The organism is Sphingomonas sp. DC4900 (assembly GCF_049896485.1).
Lineage (GTDB): Bacteria > Pseudomonadota > Alphaproteobacteria > Sphingomonadales > Sphingomonadaceae > Sphingomonas > Sphingomonas aquatilis.
Map to the genome: position 1 here is coordinate 23,432 of NZ_JAFCUK010000019.1, position 16,119 is coordinate 39,550.

At 66.9% G+C, this 16,119-nt stretch carries 19 protein-coding genes and 2 tRNA genes; 13 read left to right on the top strand and 8 right to left on the bottom strand.

Annotated features, from left to right (window positions below; translation table 11 throughout):
• Positions 1-15: 15 nt before the first annotated feature.
• Positions 16-92 (top strand) — tRNA-Arg (locus tag ACP690_RS16355).
• Between the two features lie 99 nt (positions 93-191).
• Positions 192-656 (top strand): hypothetical protein, encoded by a 465-nt coding sequence (locus ACP690_RS16360; RefSeq protein ID WP_063685562.1) that lies wholly within the window; start codon positions 192-194, stop codon positions 654-656.
• 12 nt (positions 657-668) lie between these two features.
• Here ACP690_RS16360 and ACP690_RS16365 read toward each other — a convergent pair whose 3' ends face one another.
• Positions 669-1,034, bottom strand: coding sequence for a hypothetical protein (locus ACP690_RS16365; protein WP_426261677.1), 366 nt, complete (start codon positions 1,032-1,034; stop codon positions 669-671).
• Positions 1,035-1,131: 97 nt separating this feature from the next.
• Here ACP690_RS16365 and ACP690_RS16370 point away from each other — a divergent pair, with 97 nt between their 5' ends.
• Positions 1,132-1,812, top strand: coding sequence for a hypothetical protein (locus ACP690_RS16370; RefSeq protein ID WP_426261678.1), 681 nt, complete (start codon positions 1,132-1,134; stop codon positions 1,810-1,812).
• Positions 1,809-2,606, top strand: a complete 798-nt coding sequence (locus ACP690_RS16375) for a DUF6630 family protein (RefSeq protein WP_426261679.1) — start codon at positions 1,809-1,811, stop codon at positions 2,604-2,606. The genes ACP690_RS16370 and ACP690_RS16375 overlap by 4 nt, the downstream gene beginning before the upstream one ends.
• Positions 2,607-2,657: 51 nt before the next feature.
• Here the strand turns inward: ACP690_RS16375 and ACP690_RS16380 are convergent, their stop codons facing one another.
• Complete coding sequence (locus tag ACP690_RS16380) at positions 2,658-3,230, bottom strand: hypothetical protein (RefSeq protein ID WP_426261680.1); 573 nt, start codon at positions 3,228-3,230, stop codon at positions 2,658-2,660.
• 61 nt (positions 3,231-3,291) lie between these two features.
• Here ACP690_RS16380 and fumC point away from each other — a divergent pair, with 61 nt between their 5' ends.
• The 3 genes from fumC (at position 3,292) to ACP690_RS16395 (ending at position 5,172) form a co-directional block, all read left to right on the top strand.
• Complete coding sequence (fumC, locus tag ACP690_RS16385) at positions 3,292-4,680, top strand: class II fumarate hydratase (RefSeq protein ID WP_426261681.1); 1,389 nt, start codon at positions 3,292-3,294, stop codon at positions 4,678-4,680.
• Positions 4,681-4,759: 79 nt separating this feature from the next.
• Positions 4,760-4,975, top strand: coding sequence for a hypothetical protein (locus ACP690_RS16390; protein WP_017979343.1), 216 nt, complete (start codon positions 4,760-4,762; stop codon positions 4,973-4,975).
• Positions 4,972-5,172 carry a hypothetical protein gene (locus ACP690_RS16395; RefSeq protein WP_147034880.1) on the top strand — a complete coding sequence of 67 codons (201 nt, stop codon included), beginning with the start codon at positions 4,972-4,974 and terminating at the stop codon, positions 5,170-5,172. The genes ACP690_RS16390 and ACP690_RS16395 overlap by 4 nt, the downstream gene beginning before the upstream one ends.
• A 58-nt stretch (positions 5,173-5,230) precedes the next feature.
• On the opposite strand, the gene ACP690_RS16400 is transcribed toward ACP690_RS16395, so the two are convergent.
• On the bottom strand, positions 5,231-5,833 hold the full coding sequence (locus tag ACP690_RS16400; protein WP_426261682.1) for a DUF2585 family protein: 603 nt from the start codon (positions 5,831-5,833) through the stop codon (positions 5,231-5,233).
• On the opposite strand from ACP690_RS16400, the gene gmk reads away from it, so the two are divergent.
• Positions 5,832-6,497 carry a guanylate kinase gene (gene gmk / locus ACP690_RS16405; protein ID WP_024310297.1) on the top strand — a complete coding sequence of 222 codons (666 nt, stop codon included), beginning with the start codon at positions 5,832-5,834 and terminating at the stop codon, positions 6,495-6,497. The two genes, ACP690_RS16400 and gmk, sit on opposite strands and share 2 nt — an antisense overlap.
• 203 nt (positions 6,498-6,700) lie before the next feature.
• Here gmk and ACP690_RS16410 read toward each other — a convergent pair whose 3' ends face one another.
• The 3 genes from ACP690_RS16410 to rplU all read right to left on the bottom strand — a co-directional run bounded on the left by ACP690_RS16410 (position 6,701) and on the right by rplU (position 8,033).
• The gene (locus ACP690_RS16410; protein ID WP_426261683.1) at positions 6,701-7,246 is read right to left on the bottom strand and encodes a GNAT family N-acetyltransferase; all 546 of its coding nucleotides are present in this window, start codon (positions 7,244-7,246) and stop codon (positions 6,701-6,703) included.
• 193 nt (positions 7,247-7,439) lie between these two features.
• Positions 7,440-7,709, bottom strand: a complete 270-nt coding sequence (gene rpmA / locus ACP690_RS16415) for a 50S ribosomal protein L27 (protein ID WP_018250697.1) — start codon at positions 7,707-7,709, stop codon at positions 7,440-7,442.
• A gap of 27 nt (positions 7,710-7,736) precedes the next feature.
• Positions 7,737-8,033: a 50S ribosomal protein L21 gene (gene rplU / locus ACP690_RS16420; protein WP_017979337.1), complete on the bottom strand. Its 297-nt coding sequence runs from the start codon at positions 8,031-8,033 to the stop codon at positions 7,737-7,739.
• A gap of 254 nt (positions 8,034-8,287) precedes the next feature.
• On the opposite strand from rplU, the gene ACP690_RS16425 reads away from it, so the two are divergent.
• Positions 8,288-11,074, top strand: coding sequence for a TonB-dependent receptor plug domain-containing protein (locus tag ACP690_RS16425; RefSeq protein ID WP_426261684.1), 2,787 nt, complete (start codon positions 8,288-8,290; stop codon positions 11,072-11,074).
• Between the two features lie 43 nt (positions 11,075-11,117).
• Here the strand turns inward: ACP690_RS16425 and hspQ are convergent, their stop codons facing one another.
• The gene (gene hspQ / locus ACP690_RS16430) at positions 11,118-11,516 is read right to left on the bottom strand and encodes a heat shock protein HspQ (protein ID WP_426261685.1); all 399 of its coding nucleotides are present in this window, start codon (positions 11,514-11,516) and stop codon (positions 11,118-11,120) included.
• Between the two features lie 131 nt (positions 11,517-11,647).
• Here hspQ and ACP690_RS16435 point away from each other — a divergent pair.
• Positions 11,648-11,737, top strand: a tRNA-Ser gene (locus ACP690_RS16435).
• 198 nt (positions 11,738-11,935) lie between these two features.
• Here the strand turns inward: ACP690_RS16435 and ACP690_RS16440 are convergent.
• The gene (locus ACP690_RS16440) at positions 11,936-12,850 is read right to left on the bottom strand and encodes a LysR family transcriptional regulator (protein ID WP_426261686.1); all 915 of its coding nucleotides are present in this window, start codon (positions 12,848-12,850) and stop codon (positions 11,936-11,938) included.
• 167 nt (positions 12,851-13,017) lie between these two features.
• Here ACP690_RS16440 and ACP690_RS16445 point away from each other — a divergent pair, with 167 nt between their 5' ends.
• The 3 genes from ACP690_RS16445 to ACP690_RS16455 all read left to right on the top strand — a co-directional run bounded on the left by ACP690_RS16445 (position 13,018) and on the right by ACP690_RS16455 (position 16,041).
• A complete protein-coding gene (locus ACP690_RS16445) occupies positions 13,018-13,713 on the top strand; it encodes a type 1 glutamine amidotransferase domain-containing protein (RefSeq protein WP_426261687.1) in 696 nt (231 codons plus the stop codon).
• Positions 13,714-13,786: 73 nt separating this feature from the next.
• Entirely contained in the window at positions 13,787-14,893 is a 1,107-nt protein-coding gene (locus ACP690_RS16450; RefSeq protein WP_426261688.1) for an NADH:flavin oxidoreductase/NADH oxidase, read from the top strand.
• Entirely contained in the window at positions 14,890-16,041 is a 1,152-nt protein-coding gene (locus ACP690_RS16455) for an L-dopachrome tautomerase-related protein (RefSeq protein WP_426261689.1), read from the top strand. The genes ACP690_RS16450 and ACP690_RS16455 overlap by 4 nt, the downstream gene beginning before the upstream one ends.
• The last annotated feature ends 78 nt before the right edge of the window (positions 16,042-16,119 follow it).

The following is a 16,119-nucleotide window of genomic DNA, read 5'->3' on the forward strand; positions in this document are numbered from 1 at the left end:
ATCAGGCGAGGCAGTGGCCCCGTAGCTCAGCAGGATAGAGCGCCAGATTCCTAATCTGTAGGTCGCGCGTTCGAATCGCGCCGGGGTCACCATCGCTGCCGGTCGCGGACGTCCCGTGTTGCGATAGCCGCTTTCCATCCGAAACGGACGCTTTTATGCCTGCCTGCGGTTCGACGGCAGGAGCAGGCGCAATGTACACCGAGATCGTCAGGCTGCTCAGCGCCGGGGCGCTGGACGACGATGCCGTGCGCGAGAAAGCGGCGGAAGTGGACGCGGCGGTGACCGACCCCGAAGACTGGCTGCGCGATTACGACCCCGAGGAGATCCGGCAGCTGGTGGTCGAGATGACGCTGGGCGAGTTCTTCCTGATCGGCGACAAGATCGATGAGTTGCACGAGCTGATCAGCGACGAATTTGCCGAGCCGCTGCCGCCGTTCCCCTATCGCGAGGATCAGGAAAAGGTGCTCTCGAAGGACTATTTCGCGTGGCTCGACGCGCAATTGCTCGCGCGGCCGACCGCGTGGGAAGTGGTGTCGTGGCACAACGGTCTCGACGACAATCTGCACGTCGTCATCGTCCGCCGATCGGATACCGACCGGCTGCTGGCGCTGGCCGGCACGATGGGACTGCGCGTAGAGCGGGCGACCGCCATCTGAGCGGTGTTGGGTCTAGGTCCGGGGTCGGATGAACAGGTCGCGCGTCGTGCGCCCCTCCGCACGGGCGCGCTGGGTCGACCGGACGATGGCATAAGCGAAGGCGGCGAGGCCGGCGATCCAGAGCAGCGGCGTCAGAAGAAACCCACCAATCAGCGCGAACAGGATCGTGCCGAGCAATAGCCGGCTGAGCGGCCCTGCGCGGCCCAGCCCGATCCACAGGACCGGCGCGAGGAGCAGCGTGCCGAGCATCGCGACGAGCATCGCCGCATAGCCGCACGCCCCTTCAAAACAGGAGCCGAAGACGCCGGGGTCGATCGCCCTCGCGACGCCGGTCCCCGCCAGCGCGAGGACGAAGGCGAGCGTCAGGGACAGGATCACTCTCATGCCCCCGACAGGTGACGGCGCGCGGGGTGCGGGTCAAGCCTGTCCGATTCTGACCATTGATCCCGTTGGCCTGCGCTGGCAGACACGCGTCATGATCCGCCGCATGCCCTTCGTCCTGCCGCTCGTGCTGACGCTGTCCCTGCCGCCGTCTGCCGCGGCGCAGGCTAAGCCCGTGCCGGCCGATGCGCCGGTCGCGCTGACGCCGGAGCTGCTGAGCGATGCGCTGTCCTGCCGGTCGCGCGACGCGCTGGAGGCCTTTGCCAACGGGCTGTTCCTCGACCCGAAAATCCCCGCCTGGATGAAGGAGGGCGCCCCCGACACGGCAACCGAGGGCATGCTGGGCATCGAAGGCTATACGCTGACGACGCCCGCGTCGCTGATGGGGCAGCGCGTCGACCGCGTCTACTTCCTCGACAATTGGATCGTGACGCTGTGGCCGCGCAAGGTCGCCGAGGCGTTTATCGCGGCGCACGGGCTGAAGCGCGCGCCGATCGCGATCACCGAGCAATATTATCGCTTCGTCGATCCCAAGAGCGGCCCGATGCTGGGGGCGTTCGCGCCGACCGGCAATGCCACCGCCGCGCTGCTGGCCAAGGCGTTCGGGGCGAAGGCACCGCCGCCGCCGCCCGCCGACAGCCTGTTCGTCGGCTGCAACTATGCCCCCGTGTCCGAAGCGGAGTTCCTGGCGGTCGCGCGTCGGGCGTCGGGTATGGCCGCGGATGCGAGCCGTGCCGTCGCCGACGATGTCGGCGCGGTCGTCCCGCCGCAATGACCGACGCTCCGTCCGACCTCGCCGATCGCTATGCGCGTCGGGTGCTCGCCCTGATCGGCCATTGTCCGGTGGGGAAGTCGCTGAAGGCGCAGGACACGGGGCGTTTCGCCGACTGTTCGCGCAAGCGGGGCAAAGCAGAGCTGCGCCTGAAGGTGGGGCTGCGATCCGACGTGACGGGTCGGGCGTTGCTGCATGCCCGGTTCCGGATCGGCTTCCCGTTCGGCCGCCAGCCCGTCGTCGTGCTGCACCATCTCGAAGGGCGACGCGAGACCGACGAGCTGACCGTCCGGCAGGAAAAATTCCTGTCCGCGCTGATGACCTGGGCCGAGCACGTCCTGCCCGATGTCACCCCGACGGAGCCGGGTCCACGGACCCCGCTGTGGCAACGGCAGTTCGCCGAGCTGTACCATCGACTGTCCGGCCGGTCGCTCGCCAGCGCGCGGCGGCGGTTGCGCGAGGGCTTTTTCGTCGATCAGGAGGATACGTCGGAGTCGATGCGAATCGATTCCTTCCTCGAACTGCTCAGCGAAGATGGGTGGGTCGCGCTGGTCGACTGGAAGGAAGAGACGGTCGACGAGCTTGTCCAGGAGATCGCCCGGCAGCGGCTCGCGGCGGCACGGGTGCGATCGGTGGACACGATCGATCCCGCTAGCCTGGCCGAAGCCGGCTATGCCATCATCTCGCTGGAAGACGGCAGCGACGGATCGACGATCGCTATCGCGGCGCGCGACGACATTGAAACGGTCGCGCAACTACTGGCGGAGGTCGCCCCGCATATGGTGCTGCGAGTCTGACGCTTCGGGCCTGATTTATCGCCGGAGCGGCTCCGGCCGCTAGACCGAACGCTATTTGCGGTCGGGAACCTGGACGACCCGCATCGGCGTCGCGCAGGCATAGGCCGCCTTATAGGGCTGGCCCCAGCAGCGGTCGAAGCCTTCGAACACGTTCATGTTGAGCGGCCAGCGGATCGGCAGCGGCTTGCCGTCCGGGCCGTTGAACGCAAACCCGGCCGGCTGCGGCAAGGCCGCGAGGCGCGCCCGGGCGGCATCGAAGGCGGCGCGGTCGTGATCGAGGAAGGCGATCGTGCCGTCGACATAATGGTTCCAGCCGATGCGGTCTTTCGCCGCCGGCTTGTACGATTGACGGAAGAGCGCGATCGCCTGCGCGGTCTGGCCGATGTCGGCGCGCAGCTGCCCCTCGTGCCAGAACAGGATGGTATCCTGCGCCTTATGCGCGATCCGCCAGTCGCGGATCAGGTCGGCGGCCTCTGCCTCGCAACCGTCCTGTTCCAGCTTGCGCCAGCCGCCGGTCATGTCCTGATCGAACGCCGCCTGATCGAGCGCCAGCATCGCGGTGCGGTCGTAATGGCAGGGGCCGGCAGCGATTGCGGCCTGCGCGATCAGGGCAAGGAACAGCATGTCGCAAAATTGGCACAGCCCCTGTCTTGCAACAAGTGCTTGTCTGACGAATTGGAGCGGCATGACCACGCGCACCGAAACCGATTCGATCGGACCGATCGAGGTTCCCGCCGACGCCTATTGGGGCGCCCAGACCGAACGCAGCCTGGAGAATTTCCCCTTCGGCCCGCGCGAGCGGATGCCGGTGGAGATCGCCCACGCGCTCGCCATCGTGAAGCAGGCGGCGGCGCGCGTGAACCGGCGGCACGGGCTCGACGCGCACAAGGCCGACGCGATCGAGGCGGCGGCGGCGGCGATCGTCGCGGGCGATCTCGACGACCAGTTCCCGCTCGTCATCTGGCAGACGGGCAGCGGCACGCAATCGAACATGAACGTCAACGAGGTGATCGCCGGCCACGCCAACGAGGCGCTGGCGGGCACGCGCGGCGGTAAGACACCCGTCCACCCCAATGACGACGTCAACCGCGGCCAATCCTCGAACGACAGCTTCCCCACCGCGCTGCACGTCGCCGCCGCACTGGCGGTGACGCAGCAGCTGTATCCGGCGCTCGACCGGCTACATGCGGCACTCGACGCCAAGGCGGCCGAATGGCGCGACCTTGTAAAGATCGGCCGCACGCATTTGCAGGACGCGACGCCGCTGACGCTGGGGCAGGAGTTTTCGGGCTATGCGCAGCAGATCGCCAATGCGCGTGACCGGATCGCCGGCACATTGGAACGCAACATCATGCCGCTGGCGCAGGGCGGCACCGCGGTCGGCACCGGCCTGAACGCGCCCGCGGGCTTCGCGGAGGCGGTGGCGGCGGAGATCGCCGGCCTCACCGGCCTGCCGTTCGTCACCGCGCCCAACAAGTTCGAGGCGCTGGCCAGCAACGACGGCCTCGTCGACCTGCACGGCGCGCTCAACGTGCTCGCGGTGGCGCTGACCAAGATCGCCAACGATATCCGGCTGCTCGGCTCCGGCCCGCGGTCCGGCTTGGGCGAGCTGGAACTGCCCGCCAACGAACCGGGCAGTTCGATCATGCCGGGCAAGGTCAATCCGACGCAGGCGGAGATGCTGACGATGGTTGCGGCGCAGGTGATGGGCAACAATGTCGCCGTCACCGTCGGTGGCCTGCAGGGCCATATGGAGCTCAACGTCTTCAAGCCGCTGATAGGCGCCAATGTGCTGCGCTCGATCGCGCTGCTCAGCGTCGGCATGACCAGCTTCGCCGAACGGACGGTGGAGGGGATGACCGCCAATCGCGCGCGCATCGCCGAACTGCTCGACCGGTCGCTGATGCTGGTGACCGCGCTGGCGCCCGAAATCGGCTATGACAATGCCGCCAAGATCGCCAAGCACGCCCATCAGCACGGCCAGACGCTGAAGGAGGCCGGGCTGGCACTGGGGCTGGTCGATGCCGAGACGTTCGACCGGCTGGTGCGTCCGGAGACGATGATCGGTCGCTGAGCGGCCGGACGGGTCCGCCGCGGAACTTCCCCGTGGTTCGCGCGCTTGCTGGGGGCGTAACAACCACGAAGGGCATGGCGTGAGTACGACGACCACGGGCGCGCTGATCGGCGCGGCAATCGATTCGATCTCGGGCGACGACGACAGCGTCGCGGACGGCGCGATCATCGGCGCCGTCACCGCGAACGTGCTGAAGGTCGTGCTCCCGCTGGCGGTGACCTACGCGGTCGGCTGGGCGGTGCTGCGTGGCGCCGAGCAGCTGAAGGACCAGATTTTCGGAAAGGTGGAAGCATGATCGGCAAGATTATCGGTGCATTGGTGGGTCGCGAAGTCGAGCGCCGCAACGGCGACAGCGGCCTGAAGGGCGCGGCGATCGGCGCGCTGACCATGGGCGCGATGCGGCGCATGGGGCCGCTCGGCATGATCCTGGGCGGCGGCTATGTCGCCAAGAAGGCCTATGATCGTCGCAAGGCGGCGCGCGGCCAGATCTGATCGATGGTTGGTGTGGCCCCGACGATATCGCCGGGGTCGCGCTTCCTACGGGCTGCCGCTAACCCATCTGCCAATGCCGGATCGCCTCGACCGGCGCGATCAGCATGATGAGATTGAGCGTCAGATTGTCGCGGATCGCGACGAGTGCCACCAGTTCCAGCAGCCCGACCAGCACCGCGCTCGCCCACCAGGGCAGACACCGCGCGATGGCGAACCCCAGCATCATGCAGCCGATGTCGCTGAGCGAATTGAGGATGCTGTCGCCGCTATAGCCCCAGGCCATCGTCACGCTGCGATACCGACCGATGATGAGCGGCGAGTTTTCGAGGATTTCCCAAGCCGACTCGATCGCCACGGCCAGCACAAGCCGGGCGGCCCATGGCCAGCGGCGCAGCGCCAGCCAGCCCGCCGCATAGAAGAGCAGGCCGTGGACGATATGGCTGAGGCTGTACCAATCGGCGATCTGCTGGCTGTTCTGGTCCGATTGTACCGCCCCATGCCACAGCGCGATTCGGCCGCAGGGGCAGATCGGCGAGCGGCCCATGACGAACAATGTCGTCGCGGTCAGCACCAGCAAAGCCGCGATCAGCCAGCCACTTTTCGCCGCCAACCATGCGCCCACGCTTGACGCCCGGCCCGCGGCTACGCCAGTAGCGCGCATGCCGTCCTCCTCCCCCAATGATCCGCACAACTTCCGCCGCCGCGGCATGTTGTTCGTTCTGTCCTCGCCTTCGGGCGCCGGCAAGTCCACCATCGCGCGCAAATTGCTCGCGGACGAGCCCGGCCTCGAAATGTCGGTGTCGGCAACGACGCGCGGCATTCGTCCGGGTGAGACCGACGGCAAGGACTATCACTTTGTCGGGCTTGAGGAATTTCGCCGCATGGTCGCGGACGACGAATTCCTGGAATGGGCCCACGTCTTCGGTCACCGCTACGGCACGCCGCGGGCGCAGGTCGAGGCAATGCTGGCCGCGGGCAAGGACGTGCTGTTCGACATCGACTGGCAGGGCGCGCAACAGCTCTTCCAAATCGCCGGCGGCGACGTGGTGCGCGTGTTCATCTTCCCACCCTCGATGGAGGAATTGCGCGCGCGGCTGACGAATCGGAACACCGATTCGGCCGAGGTGATCGACGCCCGCATGGCGCGCGCCGCCAACGAGGTGAGCCACTGGGACGGCTATGACTATGTCCTGGTCAATGACGACGTCGAGGAATGCTTCCGCGGCGTGAAGACGATCCTGGCGGCGGAACGCCTGAAGCGCTCGCGCCAGACCGGGCTGATCGGCTTCATCCGCAAACTGACGCGGGTCGCGGAGAAGCATTGAGGGGCGGGGGGCCTTTCGCTGTCGGTTGGTAGCGCCGGGCACCACGAATATTACGTCACCCCGGACTTGATCCGGGGTCCCGCTTCTTCGTCGACGCCTGCATTTAGCGGGACCCCGGATCAAGTCCGGGGTGACGGTGGAGGTGGGGCCAGCCGGTAGTGCATCGGCGTGACGAGGTGGCGGACCGCCTAGTCACGCCCCCCTCACGCCGCGATACGCAGGGCCGGGTGATCCTCCTCTGCGGCGTCCAGATCGAGCGAATAGGCGATCGACGGCGCCGGTTCGGTCCGGCCCAGCGAGGGCTTGACGCCCGTCTGTCCGGTCGACCGGAAGCCGAGCTTGCGCAGGACGGCGCCCGACGCCGGATTGTCGGCGAAGTGCCAGCCGGCGATGCGGCGCAGCCCCAGCGCGTGCCGCGCCATCGCGATGACGGCATGGCCCGCCTCGGTCGCATAGCCGCGACCCCAGGCGGCCGGGGTGAGCCAGTAGCCGATTTCGCGGTCCGGACCGCCCAGGTCCATCAACCCGATGCCGCCGACGATCGCCGGGGCGCCATCGGGCCAGGCGAGGTCGTGGCTGACGATCAGGAAGCGCGCTTCGTCATGCGCCCGCGGACGCGTGCAGAACTCCTGTGCATCGGACAGGGTGTAGGGGTAGGGGACCCGGCTCAGCATCCGGGTAACTGCTTCGTGATCGATCGCCGCGGCCAGCTCGGCCGCATCCTCCGGCCACGCCGGCCGGAGCGTCAATCTGTTGGTTCTCGCGAACATTCCTGCTCTCTCCTTGGCCACGCCGCTGCCACGCGCCTGTGACGCGGCAGGGACAGTCGGGGTCGGGGAGCAAGAAAAAAGGGAGCCGGGGTGACCCGTCTCCCTTGTTTGGTTGGCATCTTGTGGAAGATGCGACCGGGTCACCCTGGTGGGCAACCCGGCTGGTTGCCCGTTATTCTGCGGCTTCCGCCATAATCTGCACCGAGCAGAATTTACGGCCGAGCTTGCCTTCGTGGAACGCCACGCGGCCATCGACGAGCGCGAACAGGGTATGGTCCTTGCCCATGCCCACGTTGGCGCCCGGATAGAACTTGGTGCCGCGCTGACGCACGAGGATGTTGCCCGCGATCGCTTCCTGACCGCCGAACTTCTTCACGCCAAGACGACGGCCGGCCGAATCACGACCGTTGCGCGACGAACCGCCTGCTTTCTTATGTGCCATGCTGCTCTACTCCTGTTCGCGCTGGGCTCAGCCGACCGAAACGATCTTGAGGATCGTGTGGTTCTGGCGATGGCCGTTCTTGCGGCGATAATTGTGACGGCGGCGCTTCTTGAAGACGATGACCTTCTCGCCCTTCGCCTGTGCGACGATCTCGGCGGCGACGGTCAGACCCTCGACGCTCTTCAGCTCCGAGCCTTCGCCCGCGAGCAGGACATCACCCAGCGTGATCGATGCGCCGGCTTCGCCGTCCAGCTTCTCGACGACGATCTTGTCTCCGGCGGCGACGCGATACTGCTTGCCGCCCGTGCGCACGACTGCGAACATGGCTCTAGTCACTTCCCAAAAAACATGTGCCCGCACAGGGAGACCCGGCGGGATGAGCGGCGGCAGCTAAGGAATGTGCAGGCTTCTGTCAACCTTTGAAGCGGGGCGCGCCGACATTCATCATGTGGCGGCGCAGCAACAGCGGTATGACAAACGTATGAAAGGTCTGTGACGATGACTTGCCCGGCCCTCAGCGCGACATAAAGTGTCGTCGATCGTGACGGTAACTAAGCCGCGCGAAACAGGGGAATATCATGAAGCGCGCAATCTTGCTTGCCGGCGTCGCCGTGCCGGCATCCCTGGCGGTCTTCGCCGCACCCGCCTGGGCGCAGGCGGTGCAGTCGGCGCCCAGCCAGGAAGCGACGGCCGATACGTCGGCGCAAAGCGACGAAGCGGCCAACCAGATCGTCGTCATCGGCAGCCGCGTCGCCAACCGGACCGCGATCGACAGCCCCGTGCCGATCGACGTCATTTCGGGCAGCGCGCTACAGGCGTCAGGCACCGGCGAGCTCAACAAGACGCTGAACCAGCTCGTCCCCTCGTTCAACTTCCCGCAGCCCTCGATCGCCGACGGTTCCGACGTGACGCGGCCCGCGACGCTGCGCGGCCTGAACCCCGACCAGACGCTGGTGCTGCTCAATGGCAAGCGGCGCCACGTGTCGGCGCTGCTCAACATCAACGGCACCGTCGGGCGTGGTTCGGCGGCGGTCGACATGAACATGATCCCCGCGCTCGCGATCCAGCGGGTCGAGGTGCTGCGCGACGGCGCCTCCTCGCAATATGGCTCGGATGCGATCGCGGGCGTGATCAACGTCCAGCTCAAGACTGCGAGCGAAGGCGGCCGCGCGCAGGTGAGCTACGGCAAATATGTGACGACGCTGGACGGGATGGCCAATTTCAACGGCCTGCTCGGCAATTCGCCGTCGCTCGACCCGACCGACTCGCGCTACCTGCAAGCGAACAGCAACGGTGAGCGCAAGGCGCGCGATGGTGCGATGCTGACCTATGGCGTCAACGTCGGCCTGCCGCTCGGCAACGGCGGCTTCTTCAACTTCACCGGGGAATATCGCGACCGCGACTTCACCAACCGCCAGGGCTACGACCTGCGGCCCAATTACATCCGACCGTCGTCGACCACATTCGATTCGCGCGAAGCAAGCTTCAATCGCCTCGATTTCCGCTACGGGGATGCGAAGACGCAGGACTTCAACTTCCTCATCAACATGGGCCAGCCGCTGGGTTCGGTCGACTTCTACGCCTTCTTCAGCTATGGCCATCGCGACGGCCTGTCGGCGGCGAATTTCCGCCAGCAGTCCGCGGCGACCAACCGCGACTTCTCGGCGATCGCGCCCGGCACGACGCCGACCAACGCCAATTTCGTCGGTCTGACGCCGGACGGTTACCTCCCTAAGATCCAGTCGAGCATCGACGATCTGTCGGCGACCAGCGGCATCCGGGCCGACGTCGCGGGCTTCAAGGGCGACTTCTCGCTCGGTTTCGGCCGCAACGAGCTGAGCTACCGGACCGAAAATAGCGTCAACGTCTCCTTCGGTCCGCAGAGCCAGCGTTCGTTCGATGCCGGCGGCCTCGCCTTCTCGCAAATTCTGGCGAACGCCGATCTGTCGCGCCAATTCGATGTCGGCCTGGCGGGTCCGCTGACCTTCGCCTTCGGCGGCGAATATCGTCACGAAATCTTCCAGATCCGCCCCGGCGATCCGCAGTCGTACCAGACGGGCCCGTTCTTCCAGGCGACGCGGACCACCACGCCGGCGAACTGCACCACGCTGGGCGGCGTGTACGGCGGGGGCGCCGCGGCGACCGGCAGCTGCTCCTTCCCCGGCCGTACCGCGGCGGCGGGTGCGCAGGGCTTCGGCGGCCTGCCGGCCTCGGCCCGCACCAACGTCAACCGCAACAGCTATGCCGGCTATCTGGAGTTCGACGCCGACCTGTTCACCGGCTTCACCGCGACCGCGGCGGGCCGCTACGAACATTACAGCGACTTCGGCGATACGGTGAACGGCAAGCTGGCGCTGCGCTACGAACTGACCGACGGGTTCGCATTGCGCGGGTCGGTGTCGAACGGCTTCCGTGCGCCGTCGCTGCACCAGCAGTATTTCACCACCACCTCGACCAACTTCCTGTCGGGTGTGCCCGTGGACGTGTCGACCGTCGCGGTGAACAGCCCGGTGGCGCGCGCGCTCGGTTCGCAGCCGCTCAAGCCCGAAAAGTCGGTCAACCTGTCGGGCGGTGCGACGCTCAATCCGTTCCGCGGCTTCAACCTGACGGTCGATTATTTCCACATCAAGATTCGCGACCGCATCGTGCTGTCTGAAAATCTGGGTGCGGCGGGCGTCGGCACGGCGGCGCAGAATGCGGCGGTGCAGCAGGTGCTGGTGGCGAACGGCTTCAATACCGTCGGTGCGGCGCGCTTCTTCATCAACGGCCTGGATACGACTACGCAGGGCGTCGATGCGGTCGCGACCTATCGCGCCAATCTGGGCGGCCTGGGTGCCTGGAATTTCTCGGCGGCGTACAACTACACCAAGAACCAGATCGACAAGCGGCTGAACACGCTGGGGTCGCTGGCGCAGATCCCCGGCCTCGTCCTGTTCGGTCGCGTCGAGGGCTTCCGGTTCGAACGCGGCCAGCCGCGTACGAAGGTGGTGCTGGCGACTGACGGCAAGATCGCCGGCATCGGCGTGTCGGCGCGGACGACGCGCTATGGTTCGGTGATCTCGCCCGAAACGACCGCGCCGCTCAGCGATGCGACCAGCCTGACGCTGCTCGGCCCGGACGATCAGGTGCTGCGCCCGAAGTGGATCACCGATTTCTCGCTGAGCTACGAATATCAGGGCGTGCAGCTGACGCTGGGCGTGGACAATGCCTTCGATGTCTATCCCGATCGCCGGCCGTTCGGCCTGCGCCCGGCAAGCGTCGGCGGCAGCTATCCGACGACCTATCAGTTCCTGCCGTACAGCAACTTCTCGCCATTCGGCTTCAACGGGCGCTTCCTGTACGCGCGCGCGGCAATCAACTTCTGATTGGGGCGGGGAGGGGCGCTACGGCGTCCCTCCCGCCGACCGATCAGTGCCGGTGTTCGCGGCGCAGCGCGTAGCGGCCGTCGGTGAAATCGTCGAACAGGCCGGCGATCGCGGGATGGTCGACCGGTTCGTCGCTGTCGTCGACGACCAGATTCTGCTGGCTGACATAAGCGACGTAGCTCGAGTCCACATTCTCGGCGAGCAGGTGATAAAAGGGCTGGTCCTTGCGCGGGCGCACCGCTTCCGGGATTGCCTCATACCATTCTTCGGTATTGGCGAAGACCGGATCGACGTCGAAGATCACGCCGCGGAAATCGAACAGGCGGTGCCGCACGACATCGCCGATCGAGAAGCGCGCATGCGCGACCGCGGGCGCATCGATCTCGACGACATCGGGGCGCCCCTGCGCGGGCAGGGTGCCGATAGGGTCATGACGGGGCATGCCCATAATTTAATCGTCTTTCCGCGCTGCACAAGCACAAGGGCGCTTGCCACCGGAAAACCGAGCCGCTAAAGGCCCGCCCTCGACCGACGGATTGCGGGTTTCACCGACCTGCCAAAGACGTCTTCTGCGGAGAGGTGGCAGAGTGGTCGATTGTACCGCACTCGAAATGCGGCGTGCCTTTACGGGCACCGAGGGTTCGAATCCCTCCCTCTCCGCCACTTTGGCCTTTTTGCGCCATGTCCGTACCATCAGAAAATTGATATAAACTGGCAGGAATCGGCGGTTTTTGCGTCCGCTGATGTATGCGGGGATCCACGCCAATCTGCGCTCGGGGGCCATCGACGAATTGTCACGTCAATCGAGGTCGCCATCCATGGGCTGAGAAATGAGCCCCACGATGTCGTGTCGACTTGACCTCAAATCCTGAGCGCGGCGATCAACGCATCGCGGGCGAGCGCAACGCGGGGGTGCCGCAGCGACGAACGCGCCCAGACGAGGTAGAAGGTATTGCGCGGCACCCTGATCGGTGCGGGTATTTCGACAAGCGTGCAGTCGGCCCGCTGGGCATGGGTCAGATAACCGGGCAGGACCGTCCAGCCGAGCCCCGCGCACAACCCAGATCGCAGCACCCTCAGGTCGGGGGCGGTCAGGGCAGGCTGACCGGCCAGCGCGATCCGGTTGGCCTCAAGCCAGGCGCGCAACAGCGGCCGGTCGAGGTCGTACGCCAGATGCGGTATGCGTGTCAGCGCGTCGGCCAGCGGCAGGCCAGCCATCCGTTCGATCACCACCGGCGCGGCGACGGCGCGCAAATCCTCATCGCCGAGCCGGTGAAAGGCAAGCCGGGGATCGTCCGGCTGCGATGCCGTCACGGCCAGATGCACCTTGTCTTCCAGCAACAGGCTGTAAAGCGCGTCCCGCCCGCCAATGTGGAGGCGCAGGTCGAGGCCTGCGTCCAGCAGTGGCCCCAGCCGGGGGGCGATCATCTCGCCCAGCAGATCCGACGGCGCGGCGATATGCACCGTGCCGGACATCCGCGAGGATCGCGCCCGCGCCGTGGCGAGCGCCGTTTCTGCCGTATCGAGGCTGTCGCCGATTGCCGCAGCCAGGTCGTCGGCGATTGCCGTGGCGCGCACGCCGCGCGAATGGCGATCGAACAGGGGATGGCCGAGCTGCGCCTCGAGCGAGGCGATATGCTGGGACGCGGCGGGCTGGGTGATGCCGATCGCGCGGGCCGCCTCGCTCAGCGACCGGCGGCGATAGACTTCGACAAAGGTGCGCAACTGCAACAGGGACATTGGGTTTCCATAACCTGTCTTATGGCCGATCGCCATTCCGCTTGGATTTACTGATGCCGGCGAAGGCCTATCTGACTGGGCACAAGGACGGACACGAACGCCCGCTTGCCGCTGCCGGATCGCACAGCCCTATGGCCTCGTTGTCGCAGGTGCGGCAGCGGGCACCCAGCGTTCGCGACGTCCACGCAGCAGGAGTTTTGACGATGACCCGTATCCTCATGGTGACTACGTCCGCCGATCGCATGACCCCGGGGACCGAACCGACCGGCGTCTGGCTGGAAGAGCTGACCACCCCCTATTACGTCTTCCGCGATGCCGGGGCTGACGTGACGCTCGCCTCGATCAAGGGCGGCGCGGTGCCGGTCGACCAGCGCAGCGTCAATGCGGATGGCGAGAACGATGCCTCGGTCGAACGCTATCTGAAGGACGAGGCGCTGAAGGCCGAGGCCGCCGATACGCCGGTGTTCACCAGCATCGACCCCAGCAGCTATGACGCGCTGTTCCTGCCCGGCGGCCACGGCACCATGTTCGATTATCCCGGCAGCGCGGAATTGGCGCAGCTGGTGGAGCGGTTCGACCGCGCGGGCAAGATCGTCGCCGCCGTCTGCCATGGCCCGGCGGGGCTGGTCTCGGCCAAGAAGGCGGACGGCACGCCCTTCGTCGCCGGTCGGCGTGTCGCGGGCTTCACCGATAGCGAGGAGCGCGCGGTCGGACTGGATCAGGCCGTGCCCTTCCTGCTCGAAACCCGCCTCAAGGAACTCGGCGGCCAGCATGAGGCAGGCCCGGACTTCGCCCCGTTCGCCCTGCGTGACGGCAATCTGGTGACGGGCCAGAACCCGGCGAGCGCGACCCGTACGGCGGAACTCGTGATCGAGGCCCTGAAGGGCCAGGCGGCGTGATCGTGCGGAATCTCCAGACCATGTTGCGCGTCGCCGATCCTGCGGCGTTGCTGCCCTCCACGGGAGACGCCTGATGGCCCGACTGTTCGAGCCGCTGACGGTCGGTGGGCTCAGCCTCGCCAACCGCATCGTCATCGCGCCGATGTGCCAATATTCCGCCGAGGACGGCGCGATGACCGATTGGCACCAGATGCACTTGGGCCAGCTCGCCATGGCGGGGGCGGGCGCCCTGACGATCGAAGCCACCGCGGTCAGCCCGGAAGGGCGGATTACCTATGGCGATGTCGGTCTGTACGACGACCGTACCGAAGAGGCGATGCGGCGCGTGATCGACAGTGTGCGCCGCTGGTCGGACGTGCCGCTGGTCGTCCAGCTGGCGCATGCCGGCCGGAAGGCGAGCTGTGCCAAGCCGTGGCACGGGGGCGCGCAGATCGCGCCGGATGCGGAGAATGGCTGGCAGACGGTCGCGCCGAGCGCGGTGCCCTATGCCGCGACCGATCATGCGCCCGTCGCTCTGGACGAGGCGGGCCTAGCGCGAATCCGCGATGCCTTCGCCGATGCCGCCCTTCGGGCAGCGCGGCTTGGGATCGAGGCGATCCAGATCCATGCCGCGCATGGCTATCTGCTGCACGAATTCCTCTCGCCGCTCTCCAATCATCGCGAGGACGCCCATGGCGGCAGCCTCGCCAACCGGATGCGGTTCCCGCTCGAGGTATTCGACGCGGTGCGTGCGGCGTTTCCCGCCGACCGACCCGTCACCGTCCGCGTGTCGGGGACCGATTGGGTCGAGGGCGGCTGGACGGCGGACGAAACTGCGCAATTTGCCGACGCGCTGGAACGGCGCGGCTGCGCCGCCATCCATGTGTCGAGCGGCGGCCTTGATCCACGCCAGCAAATCTCGGTCGGTCCCGGCTACCAGGTGCCACTGGCACGCACGGTCAAGGACGCGGTCACGATGCCCGTCATTGCGGTCGGCCTGATTACCGATCCGCAGCAGGCCGAACAGATCCTGCAGGACGGGCATGCGGACGCCATCGCCATCGCGCGCACCGCCTTGTGGGATCCGCGCTGGCCTTGGCACGCCGCCGCTGCGCTCGGCGCTTCGGTCAAGGCGCCGCCCCAATATCTCCGGTCCGAGCCGCATGAGGCGGGCCGTATCCTGAAGGAGATGACGCGATGAAACGGCCCGCCACATTGCTCCTCGCCGCCGCTGCCGTCGCCTCGATCACGGTCGGGGCGACGGCCCGCGACACGGCTCCGGCTCCCCGGATCGAGCGGGTCGCCGCGTTCGACGGCGCGATGCCGACCGGCGTGACCGTCGCGCCCGATGGACGTATCTTCGTCAACTTCCCGCAATGGGGCGACCAGGCGCCGTTCACGGTCGCCGAGCTGGTCGACGGCAAGGCGGTGCCCTATCCCGACGCCGCGACCAATCGCCCTGATCCCGCCGACCCCGCAGGCCACTTCATCTCGGTGCAGAGCGTCGTCGCCGATGGCGCGAACCGCTTGTGGGTGCTCGACACGGCGGCACCGAAATTCGCGCCGCCCCAGGCGGGTGGCGCGAAGCTGGTAGCGATCGACCTCGCGACCAACCGGGTGGTCAAGACCATCGTCCTGCCCCCAAGCGTCGTGCTGCCGACGACCTATCTCAACGACGTGCGCTTCGACCTGCGACAGGGGGAGCAGGGCACCGCCTATATCACCGACAGCAGCAACGCGGGCGTCGGCGGTATCATCGTCGTCGATATCGCCAGCGGGCGGGCGATCCGCCGCCTGTCCGGCCACGCGACGACCAACCCGGAACCGGGCTTCACGCCGATGGTCGACGGCGAGGTGCTGATGAACCGCCCGGCCAGCGGGCCTGCGACGCCGGTCGCCATCGCCAGCGACGCGATCGCGCTGAGCGCTGACGGCAGCATGCTCTATTACGGGCCGCTCTCGGGCCGCACGCTCCATGCCGTGCCCACGGCGATGTTGCGCGATCCGTCCGTGTCGGAAGAGCAACTTGGCCGCGCGGTTCGCAGCATGGGGCGCAAAGGCGCGTCGGATGGCATTGCCGAGGACGATGGGGGCCGCGTCTTCGCCGGTGATTACGAACACAATGCGATCCGGGTGCTCGATCACGGCCAGTGGTCGACCCTGGTCAGCGATCCGCGCATCAGTTGGCCCGATACCCTGTCGATCGGCCCCGATGGCTATCTCTACTTTACCGCGAACCAGCTTCACCGCCAGCCCGGCTTTCATGGCGGCCGCGACCTGCGTCGCAAGCCGTATGAACTGCTTCGCATCAAGGTCGGTAGTGGCCCGGTACTGCTGACGCGGCGTTGACGCCGCCGCTGTCGGAAGGGTCTCCCGGGTCGGTGGCGGAGAAGCCGGTCTGGCCCGCCGGGTTGCGATCGTGACGCT